The organism is Streptomyces sp. NPDC060366 (assembly GCF_042725135.1).
Classification (GTDB): domain Bacteria; phylum Actinomycetota; class Actinomycetes; order Streptomycetales; family Streptomycetaceae; genus Streptomyces.
Genome location: NZ_JBHXDC010000022.1, coordinates 1 through 24,892, shown reverse-complemented (window position 1 = coordinate 24,892; position 24,892 = coordinate 1). Strand labels below are relative to the sequence as shown.

The window sequence follows — 24,892 nt, the reverse complement described above, 5'->3', positions numbered from 1 at the left end:
CCGGCCGGCGAGGTCCTCGCGCGTCTTCGGCTGAGCCTCGGCCGTGGACCGGACGGGATGGTTCCCCGCGCGTTCACCGCGCCAACATCCGCCGCTCACTCGGTGTCGACAACATCGGCCTACCCCCCCGGCCACCTGAACGACATCAAGGAGCCCAGTGAAGATCCTCCGCAAGATCTCATCAATCGCGAGCGCCGGGAAGCCGCAGCCGGGCCGGCCGGCCGGTGGGCGAATCGGAACCCGGATCCGCGATCTCGACGAGACGAACCGGCGGACGGCGCGGGAGGCGGCGCAGGTCAGGCCCGTCACCACCTCCGACATCCTCACAAAGCACCGCAAGGGCTTCCCGCACCACGGCTGGGTCGAGATCGACTCCGAGCACTGCCCGCCGTTCGTGATGTTCTGCGCGAACGACGAGGCCGTCGCCCTCGACACCGTGTGGAACGGCCGCTTCGGTTACGAGTCGGCGAGCCTGCGCCACTGGAGCCGGCTCGCCGCCACCAGCCGTACGATCCTCGACATCGGCGCACATGTCGGCTACTACGCGATGATCGCGTCCCTGGCCGCCCCCAAGGCCACGGTGCACGCCTTCGAGCCGGTGCCGCCGATCCACGCGAGGCTGGCCGTCAACCACCGGGCGAACGGTCTGAAGAATCTCGTGCTGCACCAGAACGGCGTCTCGGACCATGTGGGGAGCGCCGACATCAACATCCGCTTCCCGCTGTCGAACCTGCTCTCCACCGGCTCCTCGCTGGAGGAGTTCGCCAAGCCGGTGGCCAGCGCGTTCACCACGCGGGTCCATCTGCTCACCGTGGACGAGACTCTCGGGGAGACCCCGGTCGACCTGATCAAGATCGACGTCGAGGGCCATGAGCCGAGTGTCCTGGCCGGAGCCCGGCGCGTCATCGAGCGCGACCGGCCGGTGATCATTCTCGAAGCCCTGCACAAGACGCTCCTCGGCAAGCTCACCGAGCCCTTCGAGGGACTCGACTACACCTTCCGCTGGATCTCGGAGTCCGACGGCAGCCTCGTGCCCATCACCGGCGACCGCCCCGAGAAGAGCCGCAATCTGATCTTCACACCGAAGGAGAGGGGGTACGCCTGACGGCTCCTGGTCCCGACTCCCGCCCGCCGCCCACCTGCCCTCCGGTCGGGCCCGCATGGCGCCGCCCCGGCACGTGCGTGGACGCTCGTGGCGGGGCGGCTGGTCGGTGGACCCGGCCGACCCGGTCGGCCGGCGGGGTCCACCGGTCAGTGGTTCGGTTGCTCAGCCGGTCAGCTGAAGACGACCGAACGGACCTTCAGCCGCTCGGAGGCCTTGCCCCCGTTGGGCCGAAGGGAGAAGTGCTCGCCTTCACAGTCGACGCCCGTGAAGACGGTCGCCGTGGCGTCCGTGTTGTTGCGGGGGGAGTGCGCCGGCTCCGTCCGCTCGTCCCCGACCTCGGGCAGCGTGATGCACTCGCGGCTCTGCGGGTCCACCAGGCTCGACGTCTGGGCGGCGCCGGCCTGGTCGACGTGCTTGTAGGTGAAGTCGCCCTCGGCCGCTCCGGCCGAGGCGGGCAGGGCGATGACGAGGGCGAGGGCGCCGACGGTGGCGGCCACACTGGTGCGAAGTCGCACAGGGAACTCCTTTTGGTGCGGGCGATGTGAGACAGGACGTCGAAACCCTGTCCCCGACCGTGCGGATGTTCTCCGGACAGCCCGGTCGATCCCTCGAACAGCGGAGTGCTGAAACGCTTCTTCGTGCGCCATGTGGGTCTCCGCCCGGCTGCTGGCGTTCTCGGGTCAGAGGCCGTTGGTGAACAGGAGCCGGTTCGGCGAACCCTCGCTGACGGCCGACAGCTTGTTCTGGGTGGCCGAGCCGCCGAGCCAGGTCGCGACCTCGTCCGGAGTGGCGTCCGGGTTCGTCGCCTTGTAGAGGGCGGCCACGCCGGCGACATGGGGAGAGGCCATCGAGGTGCCGTTCAGCGAGGCGTTGCCGCCGCCGAGCTTGGCCGACACGATGGCGGCGCCCGGCGCGTACAGCGACAGACACTTCCCGTGGTTGGAGAAGCTGGTCTGCTTGTCTTCCCGGTCCGTCGCGCCGACCGTCACGACGCCCTCCGCCGAGGCCGGCGAGACGGAGCAGGCGTCGACCGCGTCGTTGCCGGCGGCGATGACCGGCAGGACACCCTTCTTCGACAGGGCTGTCGCCGCGCTGTTCACGGCGGTGGACTTCGGGCCGCCGAGAGAGCCGTTGAGCACGGCCGGCTGCTTGGCGTTGGTGGCCACCCAGTCGAAGCCGGCCAGGATCCCCGACCAGGTGCCCTTGCCCACGCAGTCCAGGACGCGGACGCTCACCAGGTCGGCCTCGGGGGCCACTCCGTACGTACGGCCGGCGACCGTGCCCGCCACATGCGTGCCGTGCCCCTGGCAGTCCTTGCCCTGCTGCCCGTCGCCGATCGCGTCGTAGCCCGGCTTGGCGCGACCGCCGAACTCGTCGTGGCCGAACTCGATGCCCGTGTCGATGACGTACGCCGTGACGCCCTTGCCCTTCTTCTCAGCCGTGTACTGGCCGTCCAGCGGCAGCGCCTGCTGGTCGATCCGGTCCAGGCCCCAGGACGAGGCGGCCGCGCGACTGCCCGGAGGCACGGTCTCCAGCGCCTTGACCTCGGAGTCCTGCTCGACGGCCGTCACGCCCGGCGTCGCCCGGATGGTCTTGAGCTGGGCGGCGCTCAGCTCCGCCGCGAACCCGCTCAGCACGCTCGTGTACGTGAACAGGGGCTTCACCCCTGCCCGGTTGAGCAGCTTGGTGGCGTCGAACGCGGCGTCGACGGACACGATGTAGCGGTCCATCAACGGCGCCTCCGAGCGGTGCAGCGGCGCGGTGTGGGGCTGCGCGGCGGCCTCCTGGACCGGGGTGGGCAGCGGGCCGGCCGCCACCACGACGGAGCTCGTGGCGACCAGGAACATGCTGAGTTTCAGGCGATTTTTCATGAAAGATACTCAAACATGATCGAATTATCTTAATCAGCAGGCGGGGCGGGGGTTCACCCGACCAAATTCTCGGTGACCCGCCCGGTGACAGGCCTGCTCGCGACCATGGCGTGATGTGTGGGCCGTACGTCGTTGACGACGTCATCGCCCACGGCGCAGGCTGGACGGCGTGCAGCAGCGACGCGTCGTATTCGTGATCTTCGAGGGATTCCAGTCGCTCGACCTCGCGGGACCCTTCGAGGTGTTCCAGCAGGCGGGCCGGCCGGGCCCCGGATACGACTGCCTGACCGTGGCACCCGTCGCGGGCCCCGTGCGCTCGGCCGGCGGGCTGCGCGTACACGCCGAGCACGGGATCGGTGACCTGGACCCCACAGGCATCGACACCCTGGTCGTGGCCGGCGGCAACGGGGTCGACGACGCCGTGCGCGACCCCGCCCTCGTCGAGTGGATCGCCGAGGCGTCGGCCACGGCCCGCCGCATCACCTCGGTGTGCAGCGGCGTGTTCCTGCTCGCCGCCACCGGGCTGCTCGACGGCCGCCGCGTCACCACCCACTGGAGCCGGGACGCCCAGTTGCGCCGGGAGCATCCCGGGCTGACCGTCGACACCCGGCCGGTCTTCGTCCGCGACGGACAGGTCTGGACGTCGGCCGGAGTGACCGCCGGGATGGACCTGGCTCTCGCGCTCGTCGAGGACGACCTCGGCCGTGAGGCCGCACACACCGTCGCCCAGCAGCTCGTACTGTTCCTGCGCAGACCCGGCAGCCAGGCCCAGTTCAGCGTTCCGCTCTGGTCCGCGCAGCCGGCTTCCGACCCCATCCGTACCGCCGTCGCGGCCGTCCACGCCGATCCCGGCGCGCCGCACACCCTGGCGGATCTGGCCGACCGCGCCGGACTGAGCCCCCGTCACCTCCAGCGCCGGTTCACCGCGGAGCTGGGAGTGGGGCCCGCCGAGTACGTGGAGCGCGTACGGGTGGAGGCCGCCCAGCGGGCACTGACCGGCGGCGACGAGCCGGTCACCGCGATCGCGCGCCGCTGCGGCCTCGGCAGCTCCGAGTCACTGCGGCGGGCGTTCCACCGCCACTGCGGTGTGACGCCGACCGACTACCGGAACCGGTTCCGGTCGACCGACGACCACGCCTGACCACCGGGACCCGGCGCCCGGCACACCGCACGACCAGCCATGACGACGGAGGACCGCCCATGACCACGTACGGACTGCTGATTTTCGACGGCGCTGAGGAGCTGGACTTCGTCGGCCCCTGGGAGGTGTTCACCGTCTCCTCCATGCTGCGCGACCGGGCCGACACCGCCGTCCTGGTGGCCGAGCGTCCCGGCCCGGTCCGGTGCAACAAAGGCATGCGGGTCCTGCCCGACCACACACTCGGCGACTGCCCGCCCCTGGACGTGCTGCTCGTCCCCGGTGGCCGGGGCACCCGCCGCGAGGTGGACAATGCCGCGCTGACGGAGTGGATCGGGAGAACGGCGGCCGACGTGGACTGGGTCACCAGCGTGTGCACCGGGTCGCTGCTGCTGCACGAGGCGGGCCCCGCACGTGGCCGGCGCGTGGCCACCCATCACGGCTTCGAGGACGAACTCCAGGCCCGCGGCGACATCACCGTCGTCCGCGACGCCCGCTACGTCGTGGACGGGAACCTGGTCACCAGCCAGGGCGTGTCCGCCGGCATCGACATGGCCCTGTGGCTGGTCGGCCGGATCCACGGGCGTGACCACGCCCGCGCGGTCCGCCGCTACATCCAGTACGAGCCCGCACCGCCCTACCTGGCCGACGAGCCGCTGCCGTACTGACCCAGCAACTCCTCGACCAACGCGCCGACTTGCTCCGTCTCGATCAGGAAGCCGTCGTGTCCGTACGGCGATTCGACGATCCGGAGCCGCTCGGAGCCGGGTATCGCGGCGGCCAACTCCGCCTGCTGCGCGGGCGGATAGAGCCGGTCCGAGCCGACACCCGCGACGAGCGCGGGCATCCGCACCCGGCTCAGGGCGGCACGGACACCACCGCGGCCCCGCCCGACGTCGTGGCCGTTCATCGCCTCGGTCAGTACGACGTAGCTGCCCGCGTCGAACCGGCGCACCAGTTTGGCGGCGTGGTGGTCCAGATACGACTCCACCTGGTAGCGGCCACCCCGCCAGGGGTGTTCACCCGGCTGGGGCTCGCCGCCGAACCGGGTGGCCAGCTCCGGCTCGCTCCGGTACGTCACATGGGCGATCCGGCGCGCGACACCCAGCCCGCGGTGCGGACCACCGCCGGGCCCGGCCCGGTGGTAACCGCCGCCCCGCCAGCCGGGATCGGCGCGTATCGCCTCGATCTGCACGCTGCCCCAGGCGATCTGCTCGGCCGACGCCGCCGCCGGACACGCGAGTACCAGCAGGGAGCCCGTTCGCTCCGGCCTGCTCACCGCCCATTCGAGCGCCCGCATCCCGCCCATGGAACCGCCGACGACCGCCACCCACCGCGCGATGCCCAGCGCGTCGGCCAACCGGGCCTCGGCGGCGACCTGGTCACGCTGCGTCAGATACGGGAACGACGCCCCCCACGGCGCTCCGTCCGGTCCGGGCGACGCGGGGCCCGTCGTCCCCTGGCAGCCGCCGAGGACATTGGGCGCAACCACGAACCACCGCCGGGTGTCGAGCGGCCTGCCGGGGCCGACCAGCGCGTCCCACCAGCCCGCCGTCGGATGACCGGGACCCGCGGGGCCGGCGACATGGCTGTCACCGGTCAGCGCGTGCAGCACCAGCACCGCGTTCGACCCGTCGGCGGCGAGCCGCCCCCATGTCTCGTACGCGATCCGCACCCCGGGCAGCGACCCACCGCCCTCCAGCGGCAGCGGATCCGCCAGCGCCACCCAGGCGCGGCGGCCCGGCGGATCCCCCTCCCGCCAGGCCCCGGTGGCCGGCGGGAGGGGGAGCGCGGTCGACCGCGTCGTGCTCAGGACGCGGCCTTGGCGGCGCGGAACCCCGTTTCGAGATCGGCCTTCAGGTCGTCGATGTTCTCCAGCCCCACCGACAGCCGCACCAGACCCGGAGCCGTGCCCGTGGCGGTCAACTGCTCCTCGTCGAGCTGACTGTGGGTCGTCGACGCCGGGTGGATGATCAGGCTCCGTACGTCACCGATGTTGGCCAGATGGCTGAAGAGGCCCACCGCGTCCACGAACCGCTTGCCCGCCTCGACCCCGTCGCGCAGTTCGAAGGAGAGGACCGCGCCCGCGCCGCGCGGCAGATAGCGGCGGCCCGCCTCGTACCAGCGATTGGACTCCAGACCCGGATAGTGCACCGCGGCGACCTCGTCACGCCGCTCCAGCCAGCGCGCCAGCTCCAGGGCGTTGGACGTATGGCGTTCCAGGCGCAGGCTGAGCGTCTCGACGCCCTGGAGCAGCAGGAACGCCGAATGCGGCGAGAGCGCCGGGCCGAGGTCGCGCAGCAGTTGGACACGCAGCTTCACGGCGAAGGCGCTCGGGCCGAGGTCCGGCCAGTAGCGCAGCCCGTGGTAGCTCGGGTCGGGGGTGTGGAAGTCCTCGAAGCGCTCGGCGTGCGCGCCGAAGTCGAAGGTGCCGGCGTCGACCACCACGCCCCCGATGGTCGTCCCGTGCCCGCCGAGGAACTTGGTCGCCGAGTGGACGACGACGTCCGCGCCGTGCTCGATGGGGCGCAGCAGATACGGGGTGGGCACGGTGTTGTCCACGATCAGCGGGACACCCGCGTCGTGGGCCGCGTCGGCGACCGCCCGTACGTCGAGGACATTGCCGCGCGGATTGCCGAGCGTCTCGGCGAACAGGGCCTTGGTGTTGGGGCGTACGGCGGCACGCCAGGCCTCGATGTCGTCCGGGTCGTCGACGAACGACACCTCGATGCCGAAGCGCGGGAGCGTGTGGCGGAAGAGATTGTAGGTGCCGCCGTAGAGCGAGGTGCTGGAGACGATGTGGTCGCCGGAGCGGGCGAGATTGAGGATCGCGAGCGTCTCGGCGGCCTGTCCGGAGGCGAGCGCCACGGCCGCGACACCGCCCTCCAGCGCGGCGATCCGCTGCTCGAAGACGTCCTGCGTCGGGTTGTGGATCCGGGTGTAGATGTTGCCGGGTTCGGCGAGCGAGAAGAGGGCGGCCGCGTGCTCGGTGTCCCGGAAGACGAACGACGTCGTCTGGTAGATCGGAACGGCGCGGGCACCGGTCGTCGGATCGGGCTCGGCACCCGAGTGGATCTGCTTGGTCTCGAAGGACCACGCGGCGCCGGGGTCCTGCCGGGAACTGTCGTCGGGAGTGTGTCCGGCGGTGACGGAGTCGACGGGCTGGCTCATGGGTGGCGGCCTCGCACGGGTTGAGACGGAGAATTGGGTTCGGTGGATCGCTGCGGCAGGAGACACCGGCGCATGCCACTGGACCGTAAAGGCCGTCCCGACAAGGGCGGAAGCGCGGCGCGGGAATGGCCATGAAGCTGAAACGACCCGGCAACACACGGTGTTTGTTGCCGGATCATTGCGAGGTTGTGGCGAGGCGGTCTGTCGCCTTTTATGTTCGAATTCCCGCCCTCTACCGTGGCTCCCTCGCCCCAACCGCGGAAAGTGGGTCTGTCGTGTCCGTAACAGACGAATTCCTCGCCAACAACACGGTCTACGCGGAGTCGTTCGCCGGACCTCTGGCGCTGCCCCCGTCCCGCGGCCTCGCCGTCGTCGCCTGCATGGACGCGCGGCTGGACATCTACCGCATCCTCGGCCTGCGGGACGGCGAGGCACATGTCATCCGCAACGCCGGGGGAGCGGTCACCGACGACGCGATCCGCTCACTGGCGATCAGCCAACGGCTGCTGGAAACACGGGAGATCATCCTGATCCACCACACCGAGTGCGGGATGCTCACCTTCACCGACGACAATTTCAAACGGGGCATCGAGAAGGACACGGGGATCCGACCGGAGTGGGCCGCCGAGGCATTCGGCAACTTGGAGAAGGACGTACATCAGTCGATTCGCCGCATCACCGTCAGCCCGTTCATTCCGCACAAGGATGCGATCCGTGGATTCATTTTCGACGTGGCGACGGGGCAGCTCGACGAAGTGAAGTGAGACGACGAGTGAGGTGACTCGCTCTCATTTCCGGTCCGTGTGGTGGAGGAGGGCCAAAATCGCCGTGTCCCACACCCGGGCAGGCGGTGGCTGATGACCGACCCCGTCCAGGGCGACCAGCCGGGCGTCGGGGATCCCTTCGGCCAGTGCCCGCGCGTGGTCGAGGGGGAAGAGCGGATCCTCGGTGCCGTGCAGGACGAGGGTGGGCGCGGTCACGTCCGACAGCCGGACCGTGACAGGCTCCTCGTCGTCCGTGAGCGCCCAGTGGTTCTTCAGGGCCGCCTCGATGTCCGTGGTGCGGTCGAAGACCCGGCCCGACGACTCACGTACCGCGGCCTCGTCGAACGGCGCCGAACCGGCGAAGAGCCGCTCGCCCTCGACCATGTACGCGATCACCGCCGCGCGGTCCGACCACTCCGGCTCGGGGGTGGGATCGGCGAACGCCGCACGCAAGCCGTCCGACGGGGGCGGCAGTTCCGACTCGGTGGGACCCGCCGGGCTGGTGGAGACCAGCGTGAGCGTCGCTACCCGCTCGCGGTGCGCGACGGCCAGGCACTGCGCGAGGCCACCTCCCATGGAGATGCCCACCACATGGGCCCGGTCAACGCCGAGGACGTCGAGCAGACCGACGGCGTCCGCGAGCAGGGCGGAGAAGGTGTAGTCCGGGGCGCCCGCGGGGGAGTTGACGGACCGGCCGGTGTCCCGCTGGTCGTAGCGCACGACATGGCGCCGGCCGGCCGCGAGCCGCGCGCAGAACCCTTCGTCCCAGCCGTCCATCGAACTCCCCGCGCCGCCGATCAGCAGGACCGTCGGGTCGGTCGGGCTGCCGAAGGTCTGGACGCACAGATGTACGCCGTTGGCCTCGACCAGCCGCGGGGCGCCGCGGGGTACCTCGCTGTCGGGTACGGCGTGGTCGGTCGTGGTCCGGTCGGTCGTGGTGCGGTCGGTCACGGCGTCATCGGGGATCATGCGGGGCTCCTGTGCTCTTGCTGTTCCTCGGCGTCGGCTCGGCGTCGATCGCGGTGGTTCCCTGTCCTCGGTTCAGACCGGCGGACGCCCCGGAACTCATCGGTCGGGTACGGCCGATCAGCGCTCGAAGGACTCCGCGAGTTCGGCGGGGGCGGCCTGCTTCCAGGAGTCGACCAGGATGTCGTAAAGCTCCTTCTCGTCCTCCAGCGCGCTCAACCGGGCCCGTACCCATGAGGAGTTGGCCTCGTGGGGCGGGACCCAGAACTTCTCGGGCTCCGCCGCGATCAGCTCCGTGCGCTCGAACTTGGGGCAGCGCACCGCGAACGACGTGCCGTCGTCGGGCACCGTCACGTACATCCTTCCCTCGACGTGGAAGGTGGGGATGTTCCAGAGTTCCCTCTCCACGGTGCGCGGCAGGGACAGCGCGATACGGCGGACGTCGTCCGCGTCGAGGCCGGTGTCGGGGTCTGCGTCAAGCATGGTCGTTGCCTTCGGATCGATGGGCGCTGCCGCTTCCATGATCCGGCATCGGCCGCTCCGGCGTACCCCGTGCGACCTCGCTCAGTGTCCGGCCGGTGCGCGCGGAGCGGGCCCGCCTGGGGTCGGGTGTGGCCGGCCCGGAGTGGGTGCTGCCGGGACCGGTCTTCTTCACCAGCAGCCACGCCTCGGCGGAGCCGTCCCTGCCGTCGCGGAAGCGGGTGAGCGCGTAGGCGCCGCGCAGCTTCCGGCCGTCCAGGCGGAACGAGGCATGGCCCCGGTCCAGTGCCGCGGCGAAGTCGCCGCCGCCGAGCGGCCGGTAGGTGCCCTGGTCCCAGACGATGACCGGGCCGGCGCCGTACTCGCCGGAGGCGATGACACCCTCGTACTCGCGGTACTCCAGCGGATGGTCCTCGGTGGGCACCGCCAGACGCTTGTCACCCGGGTCGGTGGACGGGCCCCGGGGCACCGCCCAGGACTTGAGCACACCGTCCACCTCCAGCCGGAAGTCGAAGTGCAAACGGCGGGCGTCATGGATCTGGATGACGAACGACGGTTCGTCGGCGGGCTCCGCGCTCTCGCCGCGCGGCTCGTCGGTGGTGTCGAACCGGCGCTTGCGGTGATACCGCGCCAAGCGGTCCCCGTCACTGCCTCGGTCGTCCACGTCGGCTCCTTGGCGGCTGGGTCCTAGCCTGCGACATCCTCGTCCGGCGAGACGTGCATGGCGGCTTCCTCCGCCGACGCGGCGCCCCCGTCGATCCCGACGTCGCGGGCCGATACGTGCGAATGCCGGCGGGGCGCGATGTCGTCCACCGCCTCCAGCCGTCCCGCCCGCGCGTCTCCGGCCTCCGCGTCGATGGGCTCGCCCTCGCCGTCGGGCACGTCACCGACCTCGTCGCCCGGCTCCGGTCGCACGTCCGGGGCTTCCTGGGCGAGCCGCTGGTCCAAGGACTCGCCCTCGTGCTGCTCCTCGTCGGTGACTCCGTACTTGTTGACGCCCAGAGGGTGCTCGGGAGGGGAGTAACCCTCGGTCATCATGTCGTCGAGCCCGCGTTCGTCTATCACGTTCTCCAGATCGAGATCGTCGGAGGGGCCGTTCTGTACGTCCGAGTTCTCGGGCTGGTACACATCGTCGCCTCGTGACTCGTCGGCCATGACTCGATCCTTTCCAGAAGGGGCTCCAGCGTGCGCGTTTCCGGAGCGTCGCGTGCGACGTCCGGGACCGCCCCCTGCGGGTGCCCGGCCCGGCCCTCGTGAACCTGGAGGGGAGAATCGGGGACTCGGCCAGGAACATTACGAGAGATCTTCAGAATACGCCCCATATGTCCCCTGGGCGGTTCGGTGGTGGGGGACGGCGGATTGCGGGCGCGCGAGCGGGCACACGAGCGGGCAGCGATGGGAAAGCGAGCCGACCGAGGGAGCCCCATGGAGACCGAGCACGACGTCGTAGCACTGATCCTCCAGGACCACCGGACGATGGAGGACCTCTTCCGCCGGATGCGCAGCGTGGAGGCGGACCGCGCCGCGGCGCTGCGCGAGTTCGCGGGGCTGCTGATCGCCCACGCCCGTGCCGAGGAGACGGAGGTCTACCCGGCCCTGCGGCGTTTCAAGAACATCGACGACGCCGAGGTCGAGCACGGCGAGGAGGAACACGACGAGGGCAACGAGGCGCTGCTCGACCTGCTGGAGACCGAGGTCGGGTCCGACGAGTGGGACGAGAAGCTGGAAAGTCTGGTCGAAGCGGTGAGCCACCACCTCGACGAGGAGGAGCGGACCATCCTCAACGGCGCGCGCGAGAACGTCGGCGCCGAGCGCCGTGCCGAACTCGCTGTGGCCTTCGCCGAGGAGCGGGCCAGGCAACTGGCGGCGGACTGCGGCAGTGTCGAGAGCGTCCGCGAGCAGGTCGGATGACCCTCGGAGCGGGCCACGCGGGCCATGCGGGCCATGCGGGCCATGCGGGCCACGCGGGCCACGCGGGCGACGAGGCCGACGCGGGCGACGCGGACGGCGCGGGCGCCCCTCGGGCTCAGCCGGTGGTCCAGTCGTGCAGGAGCCGCGCGATCCGGGCCACGCCGGCCTCGCCCGAAGCGGCGTCGCGTACGAGCGCGACCGCGGCCTTCGCCGGGTAGTCCAGCCGGTGTCCGTGCAGGTGGAGGAAGGCCTCGCAGGAGTGCCAGGCGAACGCCTCGTTGGAGTGCTCCAGGCAGGGGAGCCGGGCCAGGGTCTGGAGCAGCGCGGCCGCCTTGAGGTGCGGGGAACCGTAGATGTCCCGGTCCATGGCGCGGGCGTAGGCGCGGGCGACGGCCGCGTGCAGCGGGCCGTAGTCGTCGACCTGCGGGTCGCGGGGCAGCAGCTCGGCGGCGTGCAGCAGGTAGGACACGTCGATCTTCGGCTCGGGCTCGCTCGCACTCACGCGGCGTGACCCTGACCGTGCTGTTCGAGCTCCTGACGGGCCTGCCGGTCGGCGGCGCGCTGCTCCGGGGTGGGGTCGACGGTGCTGGGCTCGGCGTCGAAGGCGTCGCCGCTGCGGGCCATCGACGCCTTGAAGCCTTCGAGGAACGTGTTCTCCACGGCGGTGGCCCGGTCGTACGCCGCCGACAGGATGTACTCCTGGAGGCTGACGCCGGCGGCCTTGGCCGCGGCGACGATCGCGGCCCGCTGTCCGGGATCGGGAAAGCGCAGGCTCATGGCCGCGGCTTTGGATTCACTCATGGTGGCGAAGCTACCACTGCTACCGCGTCTACCGCAGGTCGTGGCCGATTGATGCTGTCGCGACCATTGACACCGTCAGAGATCAAGTGATCTATTCACTTTATGAGTCGCAGTGAGTTGTCGTTGTCCGAGCGTCTGGCGGACAACATCGTCGAGATCATCCGTTCGGAACGCCTCGGTCACGGGGACGCGCTGGCGTCCTCCCGTGACCTCGCCCGCCGCTTCGGCGTCACCACACCCACGGTGCGCGAGGCGCTGCGCAGGCTGGAGGCCACCGGTGTGGTGGAGTTCCGGCACGGTTCCGGCACGTACGTGGGCCCGGGTATCGGGCGTCGGCTGATGGCCAACCCGCATCTGCCGCGCAGTACCCGCGCCTCGGTGCTGGAGTTGGTCGAGGCCCGGCTGGTGCTCGAACCGGCGGTCGCCGCCGCGGCGGCGAACGTGCGGATGGCCGAAGCCGTACGGGAGTTGGAGTCGGCCGCCTCCAACGCGCTGCATCCGCCGGAGGAGTCCCTGCGACGCTCGGTGCACTTCCATGTGGCACTCGCCGCGGCCAGTGGCAACACCCTGCTCCGCGAGGCCGTCGAGGCACTGCTCCAGGTCCGCGCCCACGACCAGGTGGAGATCCGGCACCGCTACAACGACCGGGCCCGGGACCACACCGAGCATCTGGAGATCCTCGACGCGGTACGGGACGGTGACGCGGCGGCGGCCGAGCGGCTGACCCGTACGCATCTGGTGGCGATCCGCGAGGCGGTCCTCGCCGCCGACTTCCCGGCGGAGGACGACCGCGACTCCCCGGCCACTTCGGCGGCCCCGGCCACCCCGGTCACCCCGGCCACGCTCCAGGAAGGCACACAGCAGTGAGCTCCGTACAGCCCCTCCCGCACCTCCCGCCGTCCGAACGGCCCACGCGGCTCGCCGAGATGACGACGGTCGAGGCGGCCGACGCCGTGACGTCGAGCCCGGTGGTGATCCTGCCGGCCGGCGCGTTCGAGCAGCACGGCCCGGGGATGCCCATGGCCACCGACACCCTCCGCGCTGAGGCGGTGTCGGACCTCGTGGCCGCCGAACTGGGCGGTCGCGCGGTGATCGGCCCGTCCCTGCCAGTCGGGGTGTCCCCGCACCACCTGGCGTTCGCCGGCACGGTGACGCTCACCACCACGACGTTCGCCGCCGTCGTCCGTGAGTACGTCGACAGCCTGTACCGGCACGGCTGGCGGAAGATCCTCGTCGTGACCGGCCATGGTGGCAACAACGCCACCCTGGGTACCGTCGCGCAGGACCTGCTCGTCACCCTCCCCGACCTCCAGTTCGCGTGGACGCCGCTCACCACACTGGCGCCCGACGCGGTGGCGGACATGCGCGTCGGCGAAGTGCACGGACACAGCGGTGAGGCCGAGACGGCACAGATGCTGCACCTCGCGCCCCATCTCGTCCACACCGACCGGCTCACCTCCGGACCGACGGCCACCGCCGATCTCGATCCGCTCTCCCGGCTCTCCCGGCGCGGCCACCCCGCGCTCACGGTGGGCTACGACCGGCTCAGCCCCAACGGCGTCCTCGGCGACCCCCGCCGCGCGACCGCCGCCGCCGGGCAGGCCATCGTGGACACGGCCGTGTCCCGCATCGCCGCTTTCGTCAAGGAGTGGCTGGACGCCTGAGCGGGGCCCTCAAGGCCCCCTCCCGCACCACCACTTCCCCGCGTGCGCCCGCACATCCGCGGCGCACGCCCCTCACCCGTCACCGCACCCCGCGCCGTAGTCCCGCGCGCCCTCGCACCCCCGTCCCCTCAGTGAGCCGTACGAGCCCCTGTGCCGTACGGCAGAAGGAGCCTGCAATGAAGCAGACCCCGTTCGGCGGCCGACGTCTCAACCGCCGCGCCCGCGCCCTGTTCCGTACCACCGTGGCCACGGCCGGACTCGCCCTCGTCGGCTCGGCACTGGCCCCCGTCACGGCGACGGCCGCCGCTCCCGCCGCCCGCCCGGCGTCTCCCGACGGCTGTCGGCAGGCCGCACCCCAGCAGCCGGGCACGAGCCAGCTGCGCACCGTCGCGAGCGGCGGACTCTCCCGTACGTACCAACTCCACCTGCCCGCCGACTACACCCCGCGCCACGACTGGCCCGTCGTACTCGCCTTCCACGGCCGGGGCAACACCGGCGTCGGTACGGAGGAGTTCTCCGGACTGTCCAACCTGCCCGCGATCGTGGCGTACCCCAACGGCGTGATCGGCACCGGCGACGGCGACCGGCAGGCCTGGCAGGGCGCGCCGTACGCCGCGGCCGGAGTGGACGACGTCGCCTTCACCGGCGACCTCATCGACGAGTTGCGGCGCACGCTCTGCGTGGACGAGCGGCGCGTGTACGCCACCGGCAAGTCCAACGGCGCCGGCTTCACCGGCCTGCTCGCCTGCCGGATGTCCGACCGGATCGCCGCCATCGCCCCCGTGGCGGGCGCCTTCTACCCCGAGACCGGCGAGAACTGCCGCCCCTCGCGCCCCGTCCCCGTCATCGACTTCCACGGCACGGGCGACGTCACCATCCCCTACGCGGGCGACCCCGACCGCGGACTGCCCTCGATCCCCGACTGGACCACCGCGTGGGCGGAGCGCAACGACTGCCGCTCCCGGCCGAAGACCAGCACGATAGAGCCGGACATCACCATCACCCGGCACAGCCGCTGCGACCACGGCGCCGAGGTGCGCCACGTCGCCGTCACCGACGGCGGGCACACCTGGCCCGGCGCCGACAGCTACAGCGGTGGGGGATACGCCACCGAGACCATCGAGGCGCACGAGGTGATGTGGAAGTTCCTGCGCCAGTACCGGACCCCGAGATCCAACGTCCGCTGACGCAGGAACCGAGTAAGGAGATCCGCTCATGAGTACCCCGACTCCCGCACCACCAGGCACGCCCGGCACACCGGGCACTTCGGGCAAGACCCCCACCGAGCCCCGACTGCCGCTGATCATCCGCGCCATGGGCGTCATCGAACGCGCCGGCAACGCACTTCCGCACCCCTTCTGGCTGTTCTGGATCCTGTCCGGGATACTCGCCGTCGTCAGCGCCGTACTCGCGGCGGCGGACGTCTCCGTGGTCTCACCGGCCGACGACAAGACCGTCGCCGTACAGAGCCTCCTCAGCGGCGACGGACTCGCCATGGCGGTCTCGACGATGATCGAGAACTTCGCCACGTTCCCGCCGATGGCGACCATCGTCGTCGTCATCATGGGTGTCGCCGTCGCCGAACGCAGCGGATTCCTCGCCGCGTTGATGAAGGTCGGTGTCTCACGCGTCCCCGCGTCGTGGGTCGTGTTCGCGGTGGCCTTCGCGGGCACCGTCGCCCACGTCGCCTCCGCCGCCGCCTACATCATCCTCGTGCCGCTCGGCGGTCTGGCCTTCCGCGCGGTGGGCAAGTCCCCGATCCTCGGCATCGTCGTCGCGTACACCGCGATCGCCTCCGGCTATGACGCCAGTCCGCTGCCCACACCCAACGACGCCATCTTCGCGGGCATCACCACCGCCGCCGCGCAGATCGTCGGCGGTGACACCGCGTACGTCTCCCCGCTGAGCAACTGGTTCTTCAACATAGCCTCCTCGTTCCTGCTCGCCGTCGTGATCACGCTGGTGACCAAGTACGTGCTCAGCAAGCGGCCCGACCTGGACGCCGACCCGGACGCCGACCTGGACGACCTGGGTCAGCTCACGCTCAGCGACCGGGAACGCTCCGCGCTGCGCCGCGCCGTGTACACGCTGCTGGCCGCAGCCGTCGTCCTGACCGCCGCGCTCCTGCCGGTCTCCTCACCACTGCGTGGTGAGGGCGGCAGCATCGTGGAGTCGCCGTTCCTGGACGGCATCGCGGCCGTCGTCGCCTTCCTCTTCGGCCTGGTGGGCATCGTCTACGGCAGGCGCTCCGGGTCCATCAAGAAGGCCGCCGACGTCCCGAGGCTGATGGGCGAGGGCATCAAACAGATGGCGCCCGTGCTGGTGCTCTTCTTCGCGATAGCCCAGTTCCTGGCGTACTTCGACTGGACCGGCATCGGTGACGTGCTCGCGGTCAGGGCGGCCGAGGCACTCCAGTCCAGCGGGCTGCCGATCGTCGTCGTCTTCCTGATGATCCTGCTCCTGCTGACGCTGGTGAACGTGATGGTCACCAGCGGCTCGGCGATGTGGGCGCTGGCCGCGCCCGTACTCGTCCCGATGCTCATGCTGGTGAGCGTGCCGGCGGAGACCACACAGGCGCTGTTCCGGATCGCGGACTCGGGCTCCACCGCCATCACACCGATGAGCCCGTACTTCCTGATGGCGCTCGGCTTCCTCCAGCGGTACCGCAAGAGCGCGGGCATCGGCACGCTCGCGTCGTACACGCTGCCGCTCGCCGTCACGATGACCGTCGCCTGGACGCTGCTGTTCCTGGCGTGGTGGGCGCTCGGCATTCCGCTGGGGCCGGGCGCGCCGGTGCGCTGACCGCGCACGGGACAAGGGGTGGCCCCGCCCGCGTACACACGGGCGGGGCCACCGGGGGACGGCGCCGAAGTCGGCGGCGTCCCCCGGCCACGTGCTGAGCCACGTGCTCGGCTACGTGTTCGTCGCGGAGCCCGTCACCGAGCCCGTCACCGATCCCGGCGCCGGGGCGTAGCCGGTCGGACGGGCCGTGAAGGTGCCCCGGCCCTGCGTCCGGCTGCGCAACCGCGTCGCGTAACCGAAGAGTTCGGCCAGCGGCACGGTCGCGGTGACCACCGTCGTACCGGCACGGGCGGTCGACCCCGAGACCCGGCCGCGCCGGGCCGCCAGATCACCGAGCACCCCGCCGACGGCTTCGTCGGGGACGGTCACGGTGACCTCGACCACCGGTTCCAGCAGCACCATCGAACCGGCCCGCAGCGCCTCGCGGAGCGCGAGCCGCCCGGCGGTACGGAACGCCATCTCCGACGAGTCCTTGGAGTGGGTGGCCCCGTCGGTCAGGGTGACCCGCACCCCGGTCACCGGATGACCGCCCAGCGGTCCCTCGGCGAGCGCGTCCCGGCAGCCGGCCTCGACCGCCCGGACGTACTCCTGCGGCACGCGTCCGCCGACGACGGTCGACCGGAACGCGAAGCCGGTCTCGCGGTCACGGGCATCGGCTGCGACGTCGGTGTTCCCACCGGGTTCCGGCTCCGCCGCCTCCAACGGCTCGGTGTCGATGACGACATGGGCGAACTGCCCGGCCCCGCCGTCCTGCTTGACGTGCCGGTACACCAGCCCCGACACCCCGCGCGCGACGGTCTCCCGATAGGCCACCCTCGGCCTGCCGACACCGATCTCCAGTCCGTGGGCGCGGCGGATCTTCTCCACCGCGACCTCCAGATGCAGCTCACCCATCCCCGACAGCACCGTCTGACCGGTCTCGGAATCGGTACGGACCACCAGCGAGGGATCCTCCTCGACCAGCCGTGCCAGCGCCGACACCAGCCGGTCGACATCGGTGCGGCTGCGTGCCTCGACCGCGACGGAGACCACCGGATCGGCGACCGCCGGCGGTTCGAGTACCAGCGGAGCCGTCGGTACGCACAGGGTGGCACCCGCGCGGGCGGCCTTCACCCCGACCACCGCGACGATGTCCCCGGCCACCGCCCGGTCCACCTCCGCGTGGCGGTCGGCCTGGACCCGCAGGATCCGGCTGACGCGCTCGGTACGCCGCGTACCCACGTCCAGCACCGCCTCTCCCTTTCCGACCGTTCCCGAATAGACCCGCAGAAACGTCAGCCGACCCGTGGAGGTCGAGTTGACCTTGAACACCAGCGCCGCGAACGGGCCCGCCGGATCGGCGGACCGCTCCTCGACCGCGCCGCCGCGCGTGCCGCGCACAGCAGGTACGTCCAGCGGCGACGGCAGATAGGCGACAACGGCCTCCAGCAGCGGCTCGATCCCCCGGTTGCGGTACGCCGAACCGCACAGCACCACGACACCCTCGCCGGTACGGGTCAGGTCCCGCAGCGCGCGGACCAGCGTCCGCGCGGAGAGCGTCGACTCCGCGCAGAACTCCTCCAGCGCGAGCGGATGCAGCTCCGCGACCGCCTCCTCCAGCAGCCCGCGGCGCCGCAGCGCCTCCGCCACCAGCGAGTCGGGCACCGGGCCCTCCTCGTAGGAGTCCGTGTCACCGCCGGACCAGACGAGCGAGCGCATCCGGAGCAGATCCACCACGCCGGTGAAACCGTCCTCCGTACCGATCGGCAACTGCACCACCAGCGGCGCCGGATGCAGCCGCTCACGGATCGACTCGACGGCCGCGTCGAGATCGGCCCCGGCGCGGTCCAGCTTGTTGACGAACGCGATCCGGGGCACCCCGTGCCGGTCCGCCTGCCGCCACACCGACTCGCTCTGCGGCTCGACCCCCGCGACCGCGTCGAACACGGCGATCGCGCCGTCGAGGACGCGCAGCGAACGCTCCACCTCGTCGGCGAAGTCGACATGGCCCGGGGTGTCGATGAGGTTGATCCGGTGACCGTCCCAGGCACAGCTCACGGCCGCTGCGAAGATGGTGATGCCACGGTCGCGCTCCTGCGGGTCGAAGTCCGTGACGGTCGTGCCGTCGTGGACCTCGCCACGCTTGTGGGTGGTACCGGTGAGGTAGAGGATCCGCTCGGTCACGGTGGTCTTGCCGGCGTCGACATGGGCGAGGATGCCCAGGTTCCGGACGGTGTCGAGCGGGTTGCGGAGCTGGTTGGCGAGCGGAGTGGTGGGTTGACGGTGCACGTCGGTACGCACGGCCCGAGCCTTTCGGGTGATCCATGGAAAAGGTCGACGCGATTGCCGGACGAAGCCCCCGACGCGGCGTGACAGCCCTCGTGGGCGAAGCCCAACGAGAGTGCCGGCACTGCGGGTTGACGGGAAATCAGACGTTCGTCACGGACATCCGGTACCGGCCGCGCAGCCGGAGCCGGGCGCCGCGAGACACCAGGATCACCTCGTACCGTGCCGGGGGAACGACAACAGCGGTGCGGTAGCGCACGGCAGGTCTCCCCTCACTGGTCACGGTGCGCGCGCGGCGACGGTGTGCGGCGCGCGAGTTCGTGGCGAGTCTACGAGAGGTACGCGGCGGGGGCACGGGGTTTTCTCCGGCGGCCGACCGTCCTCGTCGCACCACCGCGCCGGGCACGCCTCCAACGGTTTCCACGCGGACCGCCCGACGGCTGGTATGCCTGCGGGGTACGGATCGAACGCCCGCACCCACGACAGGAGCACCATGTCGTCCCTCCCGCCCGACCTCCCACCGGACACCACCTTCGCCGTCACGGGATCCACCGGCAGTCTCGGCGGGCGTGTGGCCCGCCTGCTGGCCGCCGCCGGCATCGCGCAGACGCTGGTCGCCCGTGACCCGGCCCGCGCCCCGCGACTGCCGGGCGCCACCGCCGTCCCCGGCGCGTACGGCGACTGTGACGACATCGTCCGCGCGCTGACGGGTACCGGCCGGGGTGTCGACCGTGTGCTGATGGTGTCCGCATCCGAGACGGTCGACCGGGTGGGCCAGCACCGCGCGTTCGTCGACGCCGCCGCCGAGGCCGGTGTCGGCCACCTCGTGTACATCTCCTTCTACGGAGCCGCGCCCGATGCCACGTTCACGCTCGCCCGCGACCACTGGCACACCGAACAGCACATCCGCGCCAGCGGCGTACCGTTCACCTTCCTCCGCGACAACCTGTACGCCGACTTCACGCCCGGTCTCGTCGGTGAGGACGGCGTCATCCGTGGCCCGGCGGGCCAGGGGCGCGCCGCCGTCGTCGCCCAGGACGACATCGCCGACGCCACCGCCACCGTCCTGGCCCACGCCCCCGAACACGTGGGCGCCACCTACGACTTGACCGGTCCGCAGGCTTTGACGTTCGACGAGATCGCTGCCGTCCTGACCACGGCCACCGGCCGAACGATCACCTACCGGCCGGAAACCGTCGAGGAGGCCTACCGCTCCCGCGCCTCGTACGGCGCCCCCGACTGGCAGCTCGACGCCTGGGTCTCCACCTACACCGCCGTCGCGGCGGGCGAACTGGACGGGGTCAGCGACGGTGTCACCCGGCTGACGGGCCGCCCCGCGACCGGGCTCGCCGACGTCGTCCGCTGACCGGTTCGGGAGTGTTACGGGTCGGCCCCGGCAGGCTGATTTCGTGTCTGTCGAGGAGGCCATGCCCGAACGCATAATTCTGCGATGAGGAACAACCGCGTCGTTCTCGGCCCCGGACCGCCACTTGAGGAGCGCGTCGGCGTGCTGGTCGAGGAGTGGATACGCGACGGCCGCGGCAGCGACCACCTGGTGACCGGCAAGGCCTTCTTCGCGCTGTACTCCTGGTACGGCCGGCGCTGGGCCGACCACGACATCGGGTGGTCGGAGTACGTCGCCGCCTCGTACGACTTCATCGGCGGCAGAAACGGCTGGGAGGCCATGCTGCGCGAACGGACCGAGTGCGAGGGCTGCCGGGACACCTACCGGCTGGAGAACATCGGGCTGTGCACCGGCTGCATGCGGTACACCTGCTACGCGTGCGGCGCCCACGGTGCGTGCGCTGGCGAGGTCGTATGACCGGGGGCGCCGGGGAATGACGGTGCCTCCGGTGCGACGGGCGCCGATACCTGACAGGCTGAGGGAACGTCATTTGGTCTGAGCTGTAGAGGTGTCGAGCGGTGTCGAAGGAGTACGGGGAAGTGCCCGGTTCCCGAATCGTTCGGCTCGACGGGAGGCCCGGTGCGCCGGCCGACACCAGGAACTGCCCCATACCCGCGGTGAGGCCGACCGCACATGGGACGCGATCCGGCGTTCGTCCACGCCGCCTGGAAAGCGCACCCGCAGCGCGAGTTCGGCGCCGGGGAAGCCCGTGTGTACGGTCTGGTCGACCACGTCGTGGAGCGCGCGCCCGGCGGCCGGTGACCTGAATCGGCCGGGGCCGGCGAGTGTGAGGGGGGCCGTGACGGGGTAGCGGCGCCATTTTGGGGTAGGCGAGGCGAATGACCACCTATCCGTTGACCGAGGAACAGGCAGGAATGCTGACCTGGGTGCGATGGGCTTACGCGGGCATGTCCGTGCTGGCCGTCGCGTGCCTCGTCTCCGCCCTGTTGGCGGGACACCCCGGCGAGCAGGCACTGCTGACCAGCATGGCCGGCGTGCTCGCCTTCCCCGTGCTCACGTTGCTGTCGTTCCGTCAGTTGCACCGCCACCGGGTCGCGTTGGAGGAACTTCGGCGTCGGCACGACCGATCGCGTCCGCCACTTCCACGACAGTGGGCCTGAGCCCCCTCAGGCGCCGCGGTCGCTGACCCCGTAGCCGTACGTACCGGCGAGACAGAGCCCCGACACTCCGAGCACGGCGACGGCGGGCACGGCCGCCAGGGCGGCGAGGACGCCGTGGAAGAGCAGTAGCGGCCCGGCGACCGCGCCGGTGACGAGGGCACCCAGAACGAATACCCGCACCCAGCTCTCGTCACCTTCGGTCCACCCGAGGACGGGTATCGCCGCGAGCACCAACGCGACGAGCCAGAACTCGGCGCCGAACAGCCACCCCGTCATTCCTGTGCTCGCGCGGACGAGATACGCGTCGCCGTACGACACGAGCACCGCGGCGGGCGCGACGACCGCGGTCTTCCGGGCCGCGCCGAGCGCGGATGCCAACGTCGGGAGCAAGCGCTTGGCCGTCATGTACGAGAAAGACGTGCTCGGGGCGCCGGCGGTTTCCGGAGCCGGCGCCTCGCCGAACTCGCCCTGTTCGCCGATCTGTTCGACCTAGTCGGCCCCAAGCGGAGTCTGAGTGGGAATTTCGCTTCATGCTTCGATTGATGACGCGGAACGGTCGGAAAATTCCAGTCTTCTGTCTTGCCGGTGGACTGTCATGTCCCTACGTTGTGGAGGGCCGCAGCGCGCGCCGGGACGCGTACGCCGCGCACCGCTTTCCGCACCCCGCATGCCGCCGCATGCCGCACTTCCCCGCACCTCCACACGCAGAGCCGATTGCGAGGAACCCCGTGGCCCTTTCCAGACGTACCGTCATCGCGTCCGCGATAGCCGGTGCCGGAGCGGCGGCAGGCCTGGCCGCCCAGACCGGTACCGCACAGGCGGCGGCCTCCCCACCCGGAGACGTCGTCGGCAAGATCACCGTCGGCTACCAGGGCTGGTTCGCCTGCTCCGGCGACGGCGCGCCGATCAACGGCTGGTGGCACTGGTCGCAGAACTGGGGCCAGTCACCGTCCCCCAGTAACACGGCGATCGTGAGCTGGCCCGACCTGAGCGACTACACCCACACCTACCGGACGGCCTACCCCGCTCTCGGCAACGGGCAGCCGGCCGCGCTGTTCTCCTCCTACGACCAGCAGACCGTCGACACGCACTTCTCCTGGATGCGGCAGTCCGGCATCGACACCGCCGCACTCCAGCGCTTCAACCCCAACGGCGGCGAGGGCGCGACCCGCGACGACATGGCGGTCAAGGTGCGCAGCTCCGCCGAGAAGTACGGACGCAAGTTCTACGTCATGTACGACGCCACCGCGTGGACGAACATGCAGCCGGAGATGAAGGCGGACTGGCTCGCCAAGATGAAGGCGCTCACCGCGTCCCCCGCCTACGCCCGGCAGAACGGCAAGCCGGTGGTGGGCATCTGGGGCTTCGGCTTCAACGAGCCCAACAAGACCTGGTCGGCGGCCGTCTGCCTCGACGTCGTCAACTGGTTCAAGGCGGATGGCTGTTACGTGATGGGCGGGGTGCCCACGCACTGGCGGCGCGGTATCGAGGACTCACGGCCCGGATATCTGGACGTGTACCACGCCTTCGACATGCTCTCGCCGTGGATGGTCGGCCGGATCGGGGACATCGCGGGCGCCGACAACTTCTACGCCAACGTCAACACGCCCGACCAGGCGCACTGCGACGCCAACGGGATCGACTACCAGCCGTGCGTCCTGCCCGGCGACCTCCAGTCGGGCCACCGCGCGCACGGCGACTTCATGTGGCGGCAGTTCTACAACATGTGCCGGATCGGCGTTCAGGGCATCTACATCTCGATGTTCGACGAGTTCAACGAGGGCAACCAGATCGCCAAGACCGCGGAGACCGCCGCGCAGGTCCCGGTGGGGTCCGGGATCAGGGCCCTGGACGAGGACGGCACGGCCTGCTCGGCGGACTACTACCTGCGGCTCACGGGCGACGGCGGGCGGATGCTGAAAGGCGAGTTGGCGCTGACCGCGACCCGTCCCACACCGCCGGTCGTGGGTGGCGGTGGCCCCAACCCGCCGACGGGCGACCTCGCACTGCGCAAGGCGGCGAGCGCGAGCAGCCAGACACAGAACTACGGGCCCGGCAACGCCGTGGACGGTGACGGCAACAGCTACTGGGAGAGCGCCAACAACTCGTTCCCGCAGTGGATCCAGGTCGACCTCGGTTCCGCCCTGCCGGTGCGGCGGGTCGTCCTGTCGCTGCCGCCGAACCCCGCCTGGGCCACCCGCAGCCAGACGCTGTCCGTCCTCGGTTCGACGAACGCGACCAGCTTCACCACGCTGAGCGCCCCGGCCGCCCGTGTCTTCGACCCGTCGAGCGCCAACACGGTGACGGTCACCTTCGCCTCGGCGGCGTCCGTCCGGTACGTACGGGTGCAGATCACCGGCAACACCGGCTGGCCGGCGGGTCAGTTGTCCGGACTGAGCGTCTACGCGGACTGAGGCTCCGTCGGCGGGCCCGGACCCGGGGAGGACCCCGGGTTCGGGCCCGTCCGCGCGCGGGGCTCGTGCGGTGAAGCGCTGTGAAACGGTCCATCCCACCCATTGACCCTCAACCGCGGAGGTGCGCATCGTCCGGGATCCGACGGTTGACGCAAACGGCCGGCCGGTCGATCGATGAGTTTCGGGTGGTGCGGGGGTCACAGTCTTCAGGACCGCGGCGGACCGACGCGCTCGTACCCGAAGGAGACGCATGGCAAAGCTCATCTACTCGATGATCACCTCGCTCGACGGCTACGCCGAGGCGGCGGAGGGCGACCTCGGAACCGGGGCCGAGGACCAGGAGGTGCATACCTTCGTCAACGACCTGTTCCGCCCCGTCGGCACGTATCTCTACGGCCGACGGATGTACGAGACGATGGTCTACTGGGAGACCGCGCACACCGAGCCCGACCAGCCGCCGCACATCCTCCAGTACGCCCGCGACTGGCAGGCCGCGGAGAAGGTCGTGTACTCCACGACGCTCGATTCGGTGTCCAGCGCGAAGACCAGGATCGAGCGGACCTTCGACGCGGACGCGGTGCGCAAACTGAAGGCCGAGGCTGATCACGACCTCACCGTCGACGGCCCGAACCTCGCGGCCCAGGCGATCGCGGCCGGCCTGGTGGACGAGTACCACCTGTTCATCACCACGAGCGTGGTCGGCGGCGGCAAGCGGTTCTTCCCCGACGGCGTGCGCCTCGATCTGGAGCTGGTCGAGCAGCGTGCCTTCGACAGCGGACTGATCTACGCGCGCTACCGGACCCGCTGAGCCGCACCGCTCTTCCGCGGGCCGGCGAACGCGATCCCTCGCCCCGCGCATCGCCGCGCGGGTCGAGGGATGGAAGCAGCCCTTGTCTGCTCGCCGCGCTCCCGATACCCCCTAGGGCCTGTCGTTTGGATCTTGCCGGGCTCGCGGTCCCTGGCACGCACGCCCGCCGCGTTGTCGTCGGTCGCCAACGCTCCGCGTTGTCTCCC

General features: G+C 70.9%; 27 protein-coding genes. 15 read left to right on the top strand and 12 right to left on the bottom strand.

Annotation, left to right across the window (positions count from 1 at the left end):
• The first annotated feature begins 157 nt into the window (after nucleotides 1-157).
• Complete coding sequence (locus ACFWHU_RS33520) at nucleotides 158-1,105, top strand: FkbM family methyltransferase (RefSeq protein WP_385802178.1); 948 nt, start codon at nucleotides 158-160, stop codon at nucleotides 1,103-1,105.
• 170 nt (nucleotides 1,106-1,275) lie between these two features.
• Here the strand turns inward: ACFWHU_RS33520 and ACFWHU_RS33515 are convergent, their stop codons facing one another.
• Together ACFWHU_RS33515 and ACFWHU_RS33510 are read right to left on the bottom strand one after the other, a co-directional pair.
• Entirely contained in the window at nucleotides 1,276-1,620 is a 345-nt protein-coding gene (locus ACFWHU_RS33515; RefSeq protein ID WP_385802180.1) for a hypothetical protein, read from the bottom strand.
• Between the two features lie 165 nt (nucleotides 1,621-1,785).
• The gene (locus tag ACFWHU_RS33510; RefSeq protein ID WP_385802182.1) at nucleotides 1,786-2,976 is read right to left on the bottom strand and encodes a S8 family peptidase; all 1,191 of its coding nucleotides are present in this window, start codon (nucleotides 2,974-2,976) and stop codon (nucleotides 1,786-1,788) included.
• Between the two features lie 169 nt (nucleotides 2,977-3,145).
• Between ACFWHU_RS33510 and ACFWHU_RS33505 the strand changes: the two genes are divergently transcribed.
• Nucleotides 3,146-4,117: a GlxA family transcriptional regulator gene (locus tag ACFWHU_RS33505; RefSeq protein ID WP_387229608.1), complete on the top strand. Its 972-nt coding sequence runs from the start codon at nucleotides 3,146-3,148 to the stop codon at nucleotides 4,115-4,117.
• 59 nt (nucleotides 4,118-4,176) lie between these two features.
• Nucleotides 4,177-4,782: a DJ-1/PfpI family protein gene (locus ACFWHU_RS33500; RefSeq protein ID WP_385802186.1), complete on the top strand. Its 606-nt coding sequence runs from the start codon at nucleotides 4,177-4,179 to the stop codon at nucleotides 4,780-4,782.
• On the opposite strand, the gene ACFWHU_RS33495 is transcribed toward ACFWHU_RS33500, so the two are convergent.
• Both ACFWHU_RS33495 and ACFWHU_RS33490 read right to left on the bottom strand, forming a co-directional pair.
• Complete coding sequence (locus tag ACFWHU_RS33495; RefSeq protein WP_387229677.1) at nucleotides 4,752-5,927, bottom strand: homoserine O-acetyltransferase; 1,176 nt, start codon at nucleotides 5,925-5,927, stop codon at nucleotides 4,752-4,754. The genes ACFWHU_RS33500 and ACFWHU_RS33495 overlap by 31 nt on opposite strands.
• A complete protein-coding gene (locus ACFWHU_RS33490; protein ID WP_385802188.1) occupies nucleotides 5,924-7,285 on the bottom strand; it encodes a bifunctional o-acetylhomoserine/o-acetylserine sulfhydrylase in 1,362 nt (453 codons plus the stop codon). The genes ACFWHU_RS33495 and ACFWHU_RS33490 overlap by 4 nt, the downstream gene beginning before the upstream one ends.
• Nucleotides 7,286-7,560: 275 nt before the next feature.
• Between ACFWHU_RS33490 and ACFWHU_RS33485 the strand changes: the two genes are divergently transcribed.
• Nucleotides 7,561-8,049 (top strand): beta-class carbonic anhydrase, encoded by a 489-nt coding sequence (locus ACFWHU_RS33485; RefSeq protein ID WP_387229606.1) that lies wholly within the window; start codon nucleotides 7,561-7,563, stop codon nucleotides 8,047-8,049.
• Nucleotides 8,050-8,073: 24 nt separating this feature from the next.
• On the opposite strand, the gene ACFWHU_RS33480 is transcribed toward ACFWHU_RS33485, so the two are convergent.
• The 4 genes from ACFWHU_RS33480 to ACFWHU_RS33465 all read right to left on the bottom strand — a co-directional run bounded on the left by ACFWHU_RS33480 (nucleotide 8,074) and on the right by ACFWHU_RS33465 (nucleotide 10,650).
• A complete protein-coding gene (locus ACFWHU_RS33480; protein ID WP_387229604.1) occupies nucleotides 8,074-9,018 on the bottom strand; it encodes an alpha/beta fold hydrolase in 945 nt (314 codons plus the stop codon).
• 117 nt (nucleotides 9,019-9,135) lie between these two features.
• Entirely contained in the window at nucleotides 9,136-9,498 is a 363-nt protein-coding gene (locus tag ACFWHU_RS33475; protein WP_385802194.1) for an MmcQ/YjbR family DNA-binding protein, read from the bottom strand.
• Nucleotides 9,491-10,159: a DNA polymerase ligase N-terminal domain-containing protein gene (locus tag ACFWHU_RS33470; protein WP_387229602.1), complete on the bottom strand. Its 669-nt coding sequence runs from the start codon at nucleotides 10,157-10,159 to the stop codon at nucleotides 9,491-9,493. The genes ACFWHU_RS33475 and ACFWHU_RS33470 overlap by 8 nt, the downstream gene beginning before the upstream one ends.
• 23 nt (nucleotides 10,160-10,182) lie before the next feature.
• Entirely contained in the window at nucleotides 10,183-10,650 is a 468-nt protein-coding gene (locus tag ACFWHU_RS33465; RefSeq protein WP_385802197.1) for a DUF5709 domain-containing protein, read from the bottom strand.
• Nucleotides 10,651-10,920: 270 nt separating this feature from the next.
• On the opposite strand from ACFWHU_RS33465, the gene ACFWHU_RS33460 reads away from it, so the two are divergent.
• Nucleotides 10,921-11,406 (top strand): hemerythrin domain-containing protein, encoded by a 486-nt coding sequence (locus tag ACFWHU_RS33460; protein WP_385802199.1) that lies wholly within the window; start codon nucleotides 10,921-10,923, stop codon nucleotides 11,404-11,406.
• A 115-nt stretch (nucleotides 11,407-11,521) separates the two neighbouring features.
• On the opposite strand, the gene ACFWHU_RS33455 is transcribed toward ACFWHU_RS33460, so the two are convergent.
• Both ACFWHU_RS33455 and ACFWHU_RS33450 read right to left on the bottom strand, forming a co-directional pair.
• Complete coding sequence (locus tag ACFWHU_RS33455) at nucleotides 11,522-11,908, bottom strand: fic family toxin-antitoxin system, toxin component (protein ID WP_385802201.1); 387 nt, start codon at nucleotides 11,906-11,908, stop codon at nucleotides 11,522-11,524.
• Entirely contained in the window at nucleotides 11,905-12,207 is a 303-nt protein-coding gene (locus ACFWHU_RS33450) for a hypothetical protein (protein WP_385802203.1), read from the bottom strand. The genes ACFWHU_RS33455 and ACFWHU_RS33450 overlap by 4 nt, the downstream gene beginning before the upstream one ends.
• Nucleotides 12,208-12,330: 123 nt before the next feature.
• On the opposite strand from ACFWHU_RS33450, the gene ACFWHU_RS33445 reads away from it, so the two are divergent.
• From ACFWHU_RS33445 to ACFWHU_RS33430, 4 genes are all read left to right on the top strand, one after another.
• Nucleotides 12,331-13,074, top strand: coding sequence for a FadR/GntR family transcriptional regulator (locus ACFWHU_RS33445; RefSeq protein WP_385802205.1), 744 nt, complete (start codon nucleotides 12,331-12,333; stop codon nucleotides 13,072-13,074).
• Nucleotides 13,071-13,871: a creatininase family protein gene (locus ACFWHU_RS33440; protein WP_385802207.1), complete on the top strand. Its 801-nt coding sequence runs from the start codon at nucleotides 13,071-13,073 to the stop codon at nucleotides 13,869-13,871. Before ACFWHU_RS33445 ends, ACFWHU_RS33440 begins: the two co-directional genes overlap by 4 nt.
• A gap of 176 nt (nucleotides 13,872-14,047) precedes the next feature.
• A complete protein-coding gene (locus tag ACFWHU_RS33435) occupies nucleotides 14,048-15,058 on the top strand; it encodes an alpha/beta hydrolase family esterase (protein WP_385802209.1) in 1,011 nt (336 codons plus the stop codon).
• 28 nt (nucleotides 15,059-15,086) lie between these two features.
• Entirely contained in the window at nucleotides 15,087-16,673 is a 1,587-nt protein-coding gene (locus ACFWHU_RS33430; protein WP_385802211.1) for an AbgT family transporter, read from the top strand.
• A 111-nt stretch (nucleotides 16,674-16,784) separates the two neighbouring features.
• Here the strand turns inward: ACFWHU_RS33430 and fusA are convergent, their stop codons facing one another.
• Nucleotides 16,785-18,953 carry an elongation factor G gene (fusA, locus tag ACFWHU_RS33425; protein ID WP_387229598.1) on the bottom strand — a complete coding sequence of 723 codons (2,169 nt, stop codon included), beginning with the start codon at nucleotides 18,951-18,953 and terminating at the stop codon, nucleotides 16,785-16,787.
• A 478-nt stretch (nucleotides 18,954-19,431) separates the two neighbouring features.
• On the opposite strand from fusA, the gene ACFWHU_RS33420 reads away from it, so the two are divergent.
• From ACFWHU_RS33420 to ACFWHU_RS33405, 4 genes are all read left to right on the top strand, one after another.
• Nucleotides 19,432-20,304, top strand: a complete 873-nt coding sequence (locus ACFWHU_RS33420; RefSeq protein WP_387229596.1) for an SDR family oxidoreductase — start codon at nucleotides 19,432-19,434, stop codon at nucleotides 20,302-20,304.
• Nucleotides 20,305-20,388: 84 nt separating this feature from the next.
• On the top strand, nucleotides 20,389-20,760 hold the full coding sequence (locus tag ACFWHU_RS33415; RefSeq protein WP_385802215.1) for a hypothetical protein: 372 nt from the start codon (nucleotides 20,389-20,391) through the stop codon (nucleotides 20,758-20,760).
• Between the two features lie 216 nt (nucleotides 20,761-20,976).
• On the top strand, nucleotides 20,977-21,105 hold the full coding sequence (locus tag ACFWHU_RS33410) for a hypothetical protein (protein ID WP_385802217.1): 129 nt from the start codon (nucleotides 20,977-20,979) through the stop codon (nucleotides 21,103-21,105).
• Between the two features lie 77 nt (nucleotides 21,106-21,182).
• On the top strand, nucleotides 21,183-21,464 hold the full coding sequence (locus tag ACFWHU_RS33405) for a hypothetical protein (protein WP_385802219.1): 282 nt from the start codon (nucleotides 21,183-21,185) through the stop codon (nucleotides 21,462-21,464).
• Nucleotides 21,465-21,470: 6 nt separating this feature from the next.
• Here ACFWHU_RS33405 and ACFWHU_RS33400 read toward each other — a convergent pair whose 3' ends face one another.
• Nucleotides 21,471-21,869: a hypothetical protein gene (locus ACFWHU_RS33400; protein WP_387229593.1), complete on the bottom strand. Its 399-nt coding sequence runs from the start codon at nucleotides 21,867-21,869 to the stop codon at nucleotides 21,471-21,473.
• 323 nt (nucleotides 21,870-22,192) lie between these two features.
• Here ACFWHU_RS33400 and ACFWHU_RS33395 point away from each other — a divergent pair, with 323 nt between their 5' ends.
• Nucleotides 22,193-23,878 (top strand): discoidin domain-containing protein, encoded by a 1,686-nt coding sequence (locus ACFWHU_RS33395; RefSeq protein ID WP_387229591.1) that lies wholly within the window; start codon nucleotides 22,193-22,195, stop codon nucleotides 23,876-23,878.
• Between the two features lie 250 nt (nucleotides 23,879-24,128).
• Nucleotides 24,129-24,686, top strand: coding sequence for a dihydrofolate reductase family protein (locus ACFWHU_RS33390; RefSeq protein WP_385802224.1), 558 nt, complete (start codon nucleotides 24,129-24,131; stop codon nucleotides 24,684-24,686).
• The last annotated feature ends 206 nt before the right edge of the window (nucleotides 24,687-24,892 follow it).

What these genes read in the sequence shown, in the direction of transcription:
- ACFWHU_RS33510 (WP_385802182.1), bottom strand. Translation starts at nt 2,976, where the DNA reads ATGAAAAATCGCCTGAAACTCAGCATGTTCCTGGTCGCCACGAGCTCC.
- ACFWHU_RS33500 (WP_385802186.1), top strand. Translation starts at nt 4,177, where the DNA reads ATGACCACGTACGGACTGCTGATTTTCGACGGCGCTGAGGAGCTGGAC.
- ACFWHU_RS33490 (WP_385802188.1), bottom strand. Translation starts at nt 7,285, where the DNA reads ATGAGCCAGCCCGTCGACTCCGTCACCGCCGGACACACTCCCGACGAC.
- ACFWHU_RS33480 (WP_387229604.1), bottom strand. Translation starts at nt 9,018, where the DNA reads ATGATCCCCGATGACGCCGTGACCGACCGCACCACGACCGACCGGACC.
- ACFWHU_RS33475 (WP_385802194.1), bottom strand. Translation starts at nt 9,498, where the DNA reads ATGCTTGACGCAGACCCCGACACCGGCCTCGACGCGGACGACGTCCGC.
- ACFWHU_RS33465 (WP_385802197.1), bottom strand. Translation starts at nt 10,650, where the DNA reads ATGGCCGACGAGTCACGAGGCGACGATGTGTACCAGCCCGAGAACTCG.
- ACFWHU_RS33460 (WP_385802199.1), top strand. Translation starts at nt 10,921, where the DNA reads ATGGAGACCGAGCACGACGTCGTAGCACTGATCCTCCAGGACCACCGG.
- ACFWHU_RS33450 (WP_385802203.1), bottom strand. Translation starts at nt 12,207, where the DNA reads ATGAGTGAATCCAAAGCCGCGGCCATGAGCCTGCGCTTTCCCGATCCC.
- ACFWHU_RS33435 (WP_385802209.1), top strand. Translation starts at nt 14,048, where the DNA reads ATGAAGCAGACCCCGTTCGGCGGCCGACGTCTCAACCGCCGCGCCCGC.
- ACFWHU_RS33430 (WP_385802211.1), top strand. Translation starts at nt 15,087, where the DNA reads ATGAGTACCCCGACTCCCGCACCACCAGGCACGCCCGGCACACCGGGC.
- ACFWHU_RS33420 (WP_387229596.1), top strand. Translation starts at nt 19,432, where the DNA reads ATGTCGTCCCTCCCGCCCGACCTCCCACCGGACACCACCTTCGCCGTC.
- ACFWHU_RS33415 (WP_385802215.1), top strand. Translation starts at nt 20,389, where the DNA reads ATGAGGAACAACCGCGTCGTTCTCGGCCCCGGACCGCCACTTGAGGAG.
- ACFWHU_RS33410 (WP_385802217.1), top strand. Translation starts at nt 20,977, where the DNA reads ATGGGACGCGATCCGGCGTTCGTCCACGCCGCCTGGAAAGCGCACCCG.
- ACFWHU_RS33405 (WP_385802219.1), top strand. Translation starts at nt 21,183, where the DNA reads ATGACCACCTATCCGTTGACCGAGGAACAGGCAGGAATGCTGACCTGG.
- ACFWHU_RS33400 (WP_387229593.1), bottom strand. Translation starts at nt 21,869, where the DNA reads ATGACGGCCAAGCGCTTGCTCCCGACGTTGGCATCCGCGCTCGGCGCG.
- ACFWHU_RS33390 (WP_385802224.1), top strand. Translation starts at nt 24,129, where the DNA reads ATGGCAAAGCTCATCTACTCGATGATCACCTCGCTCGACGGCTACGCC.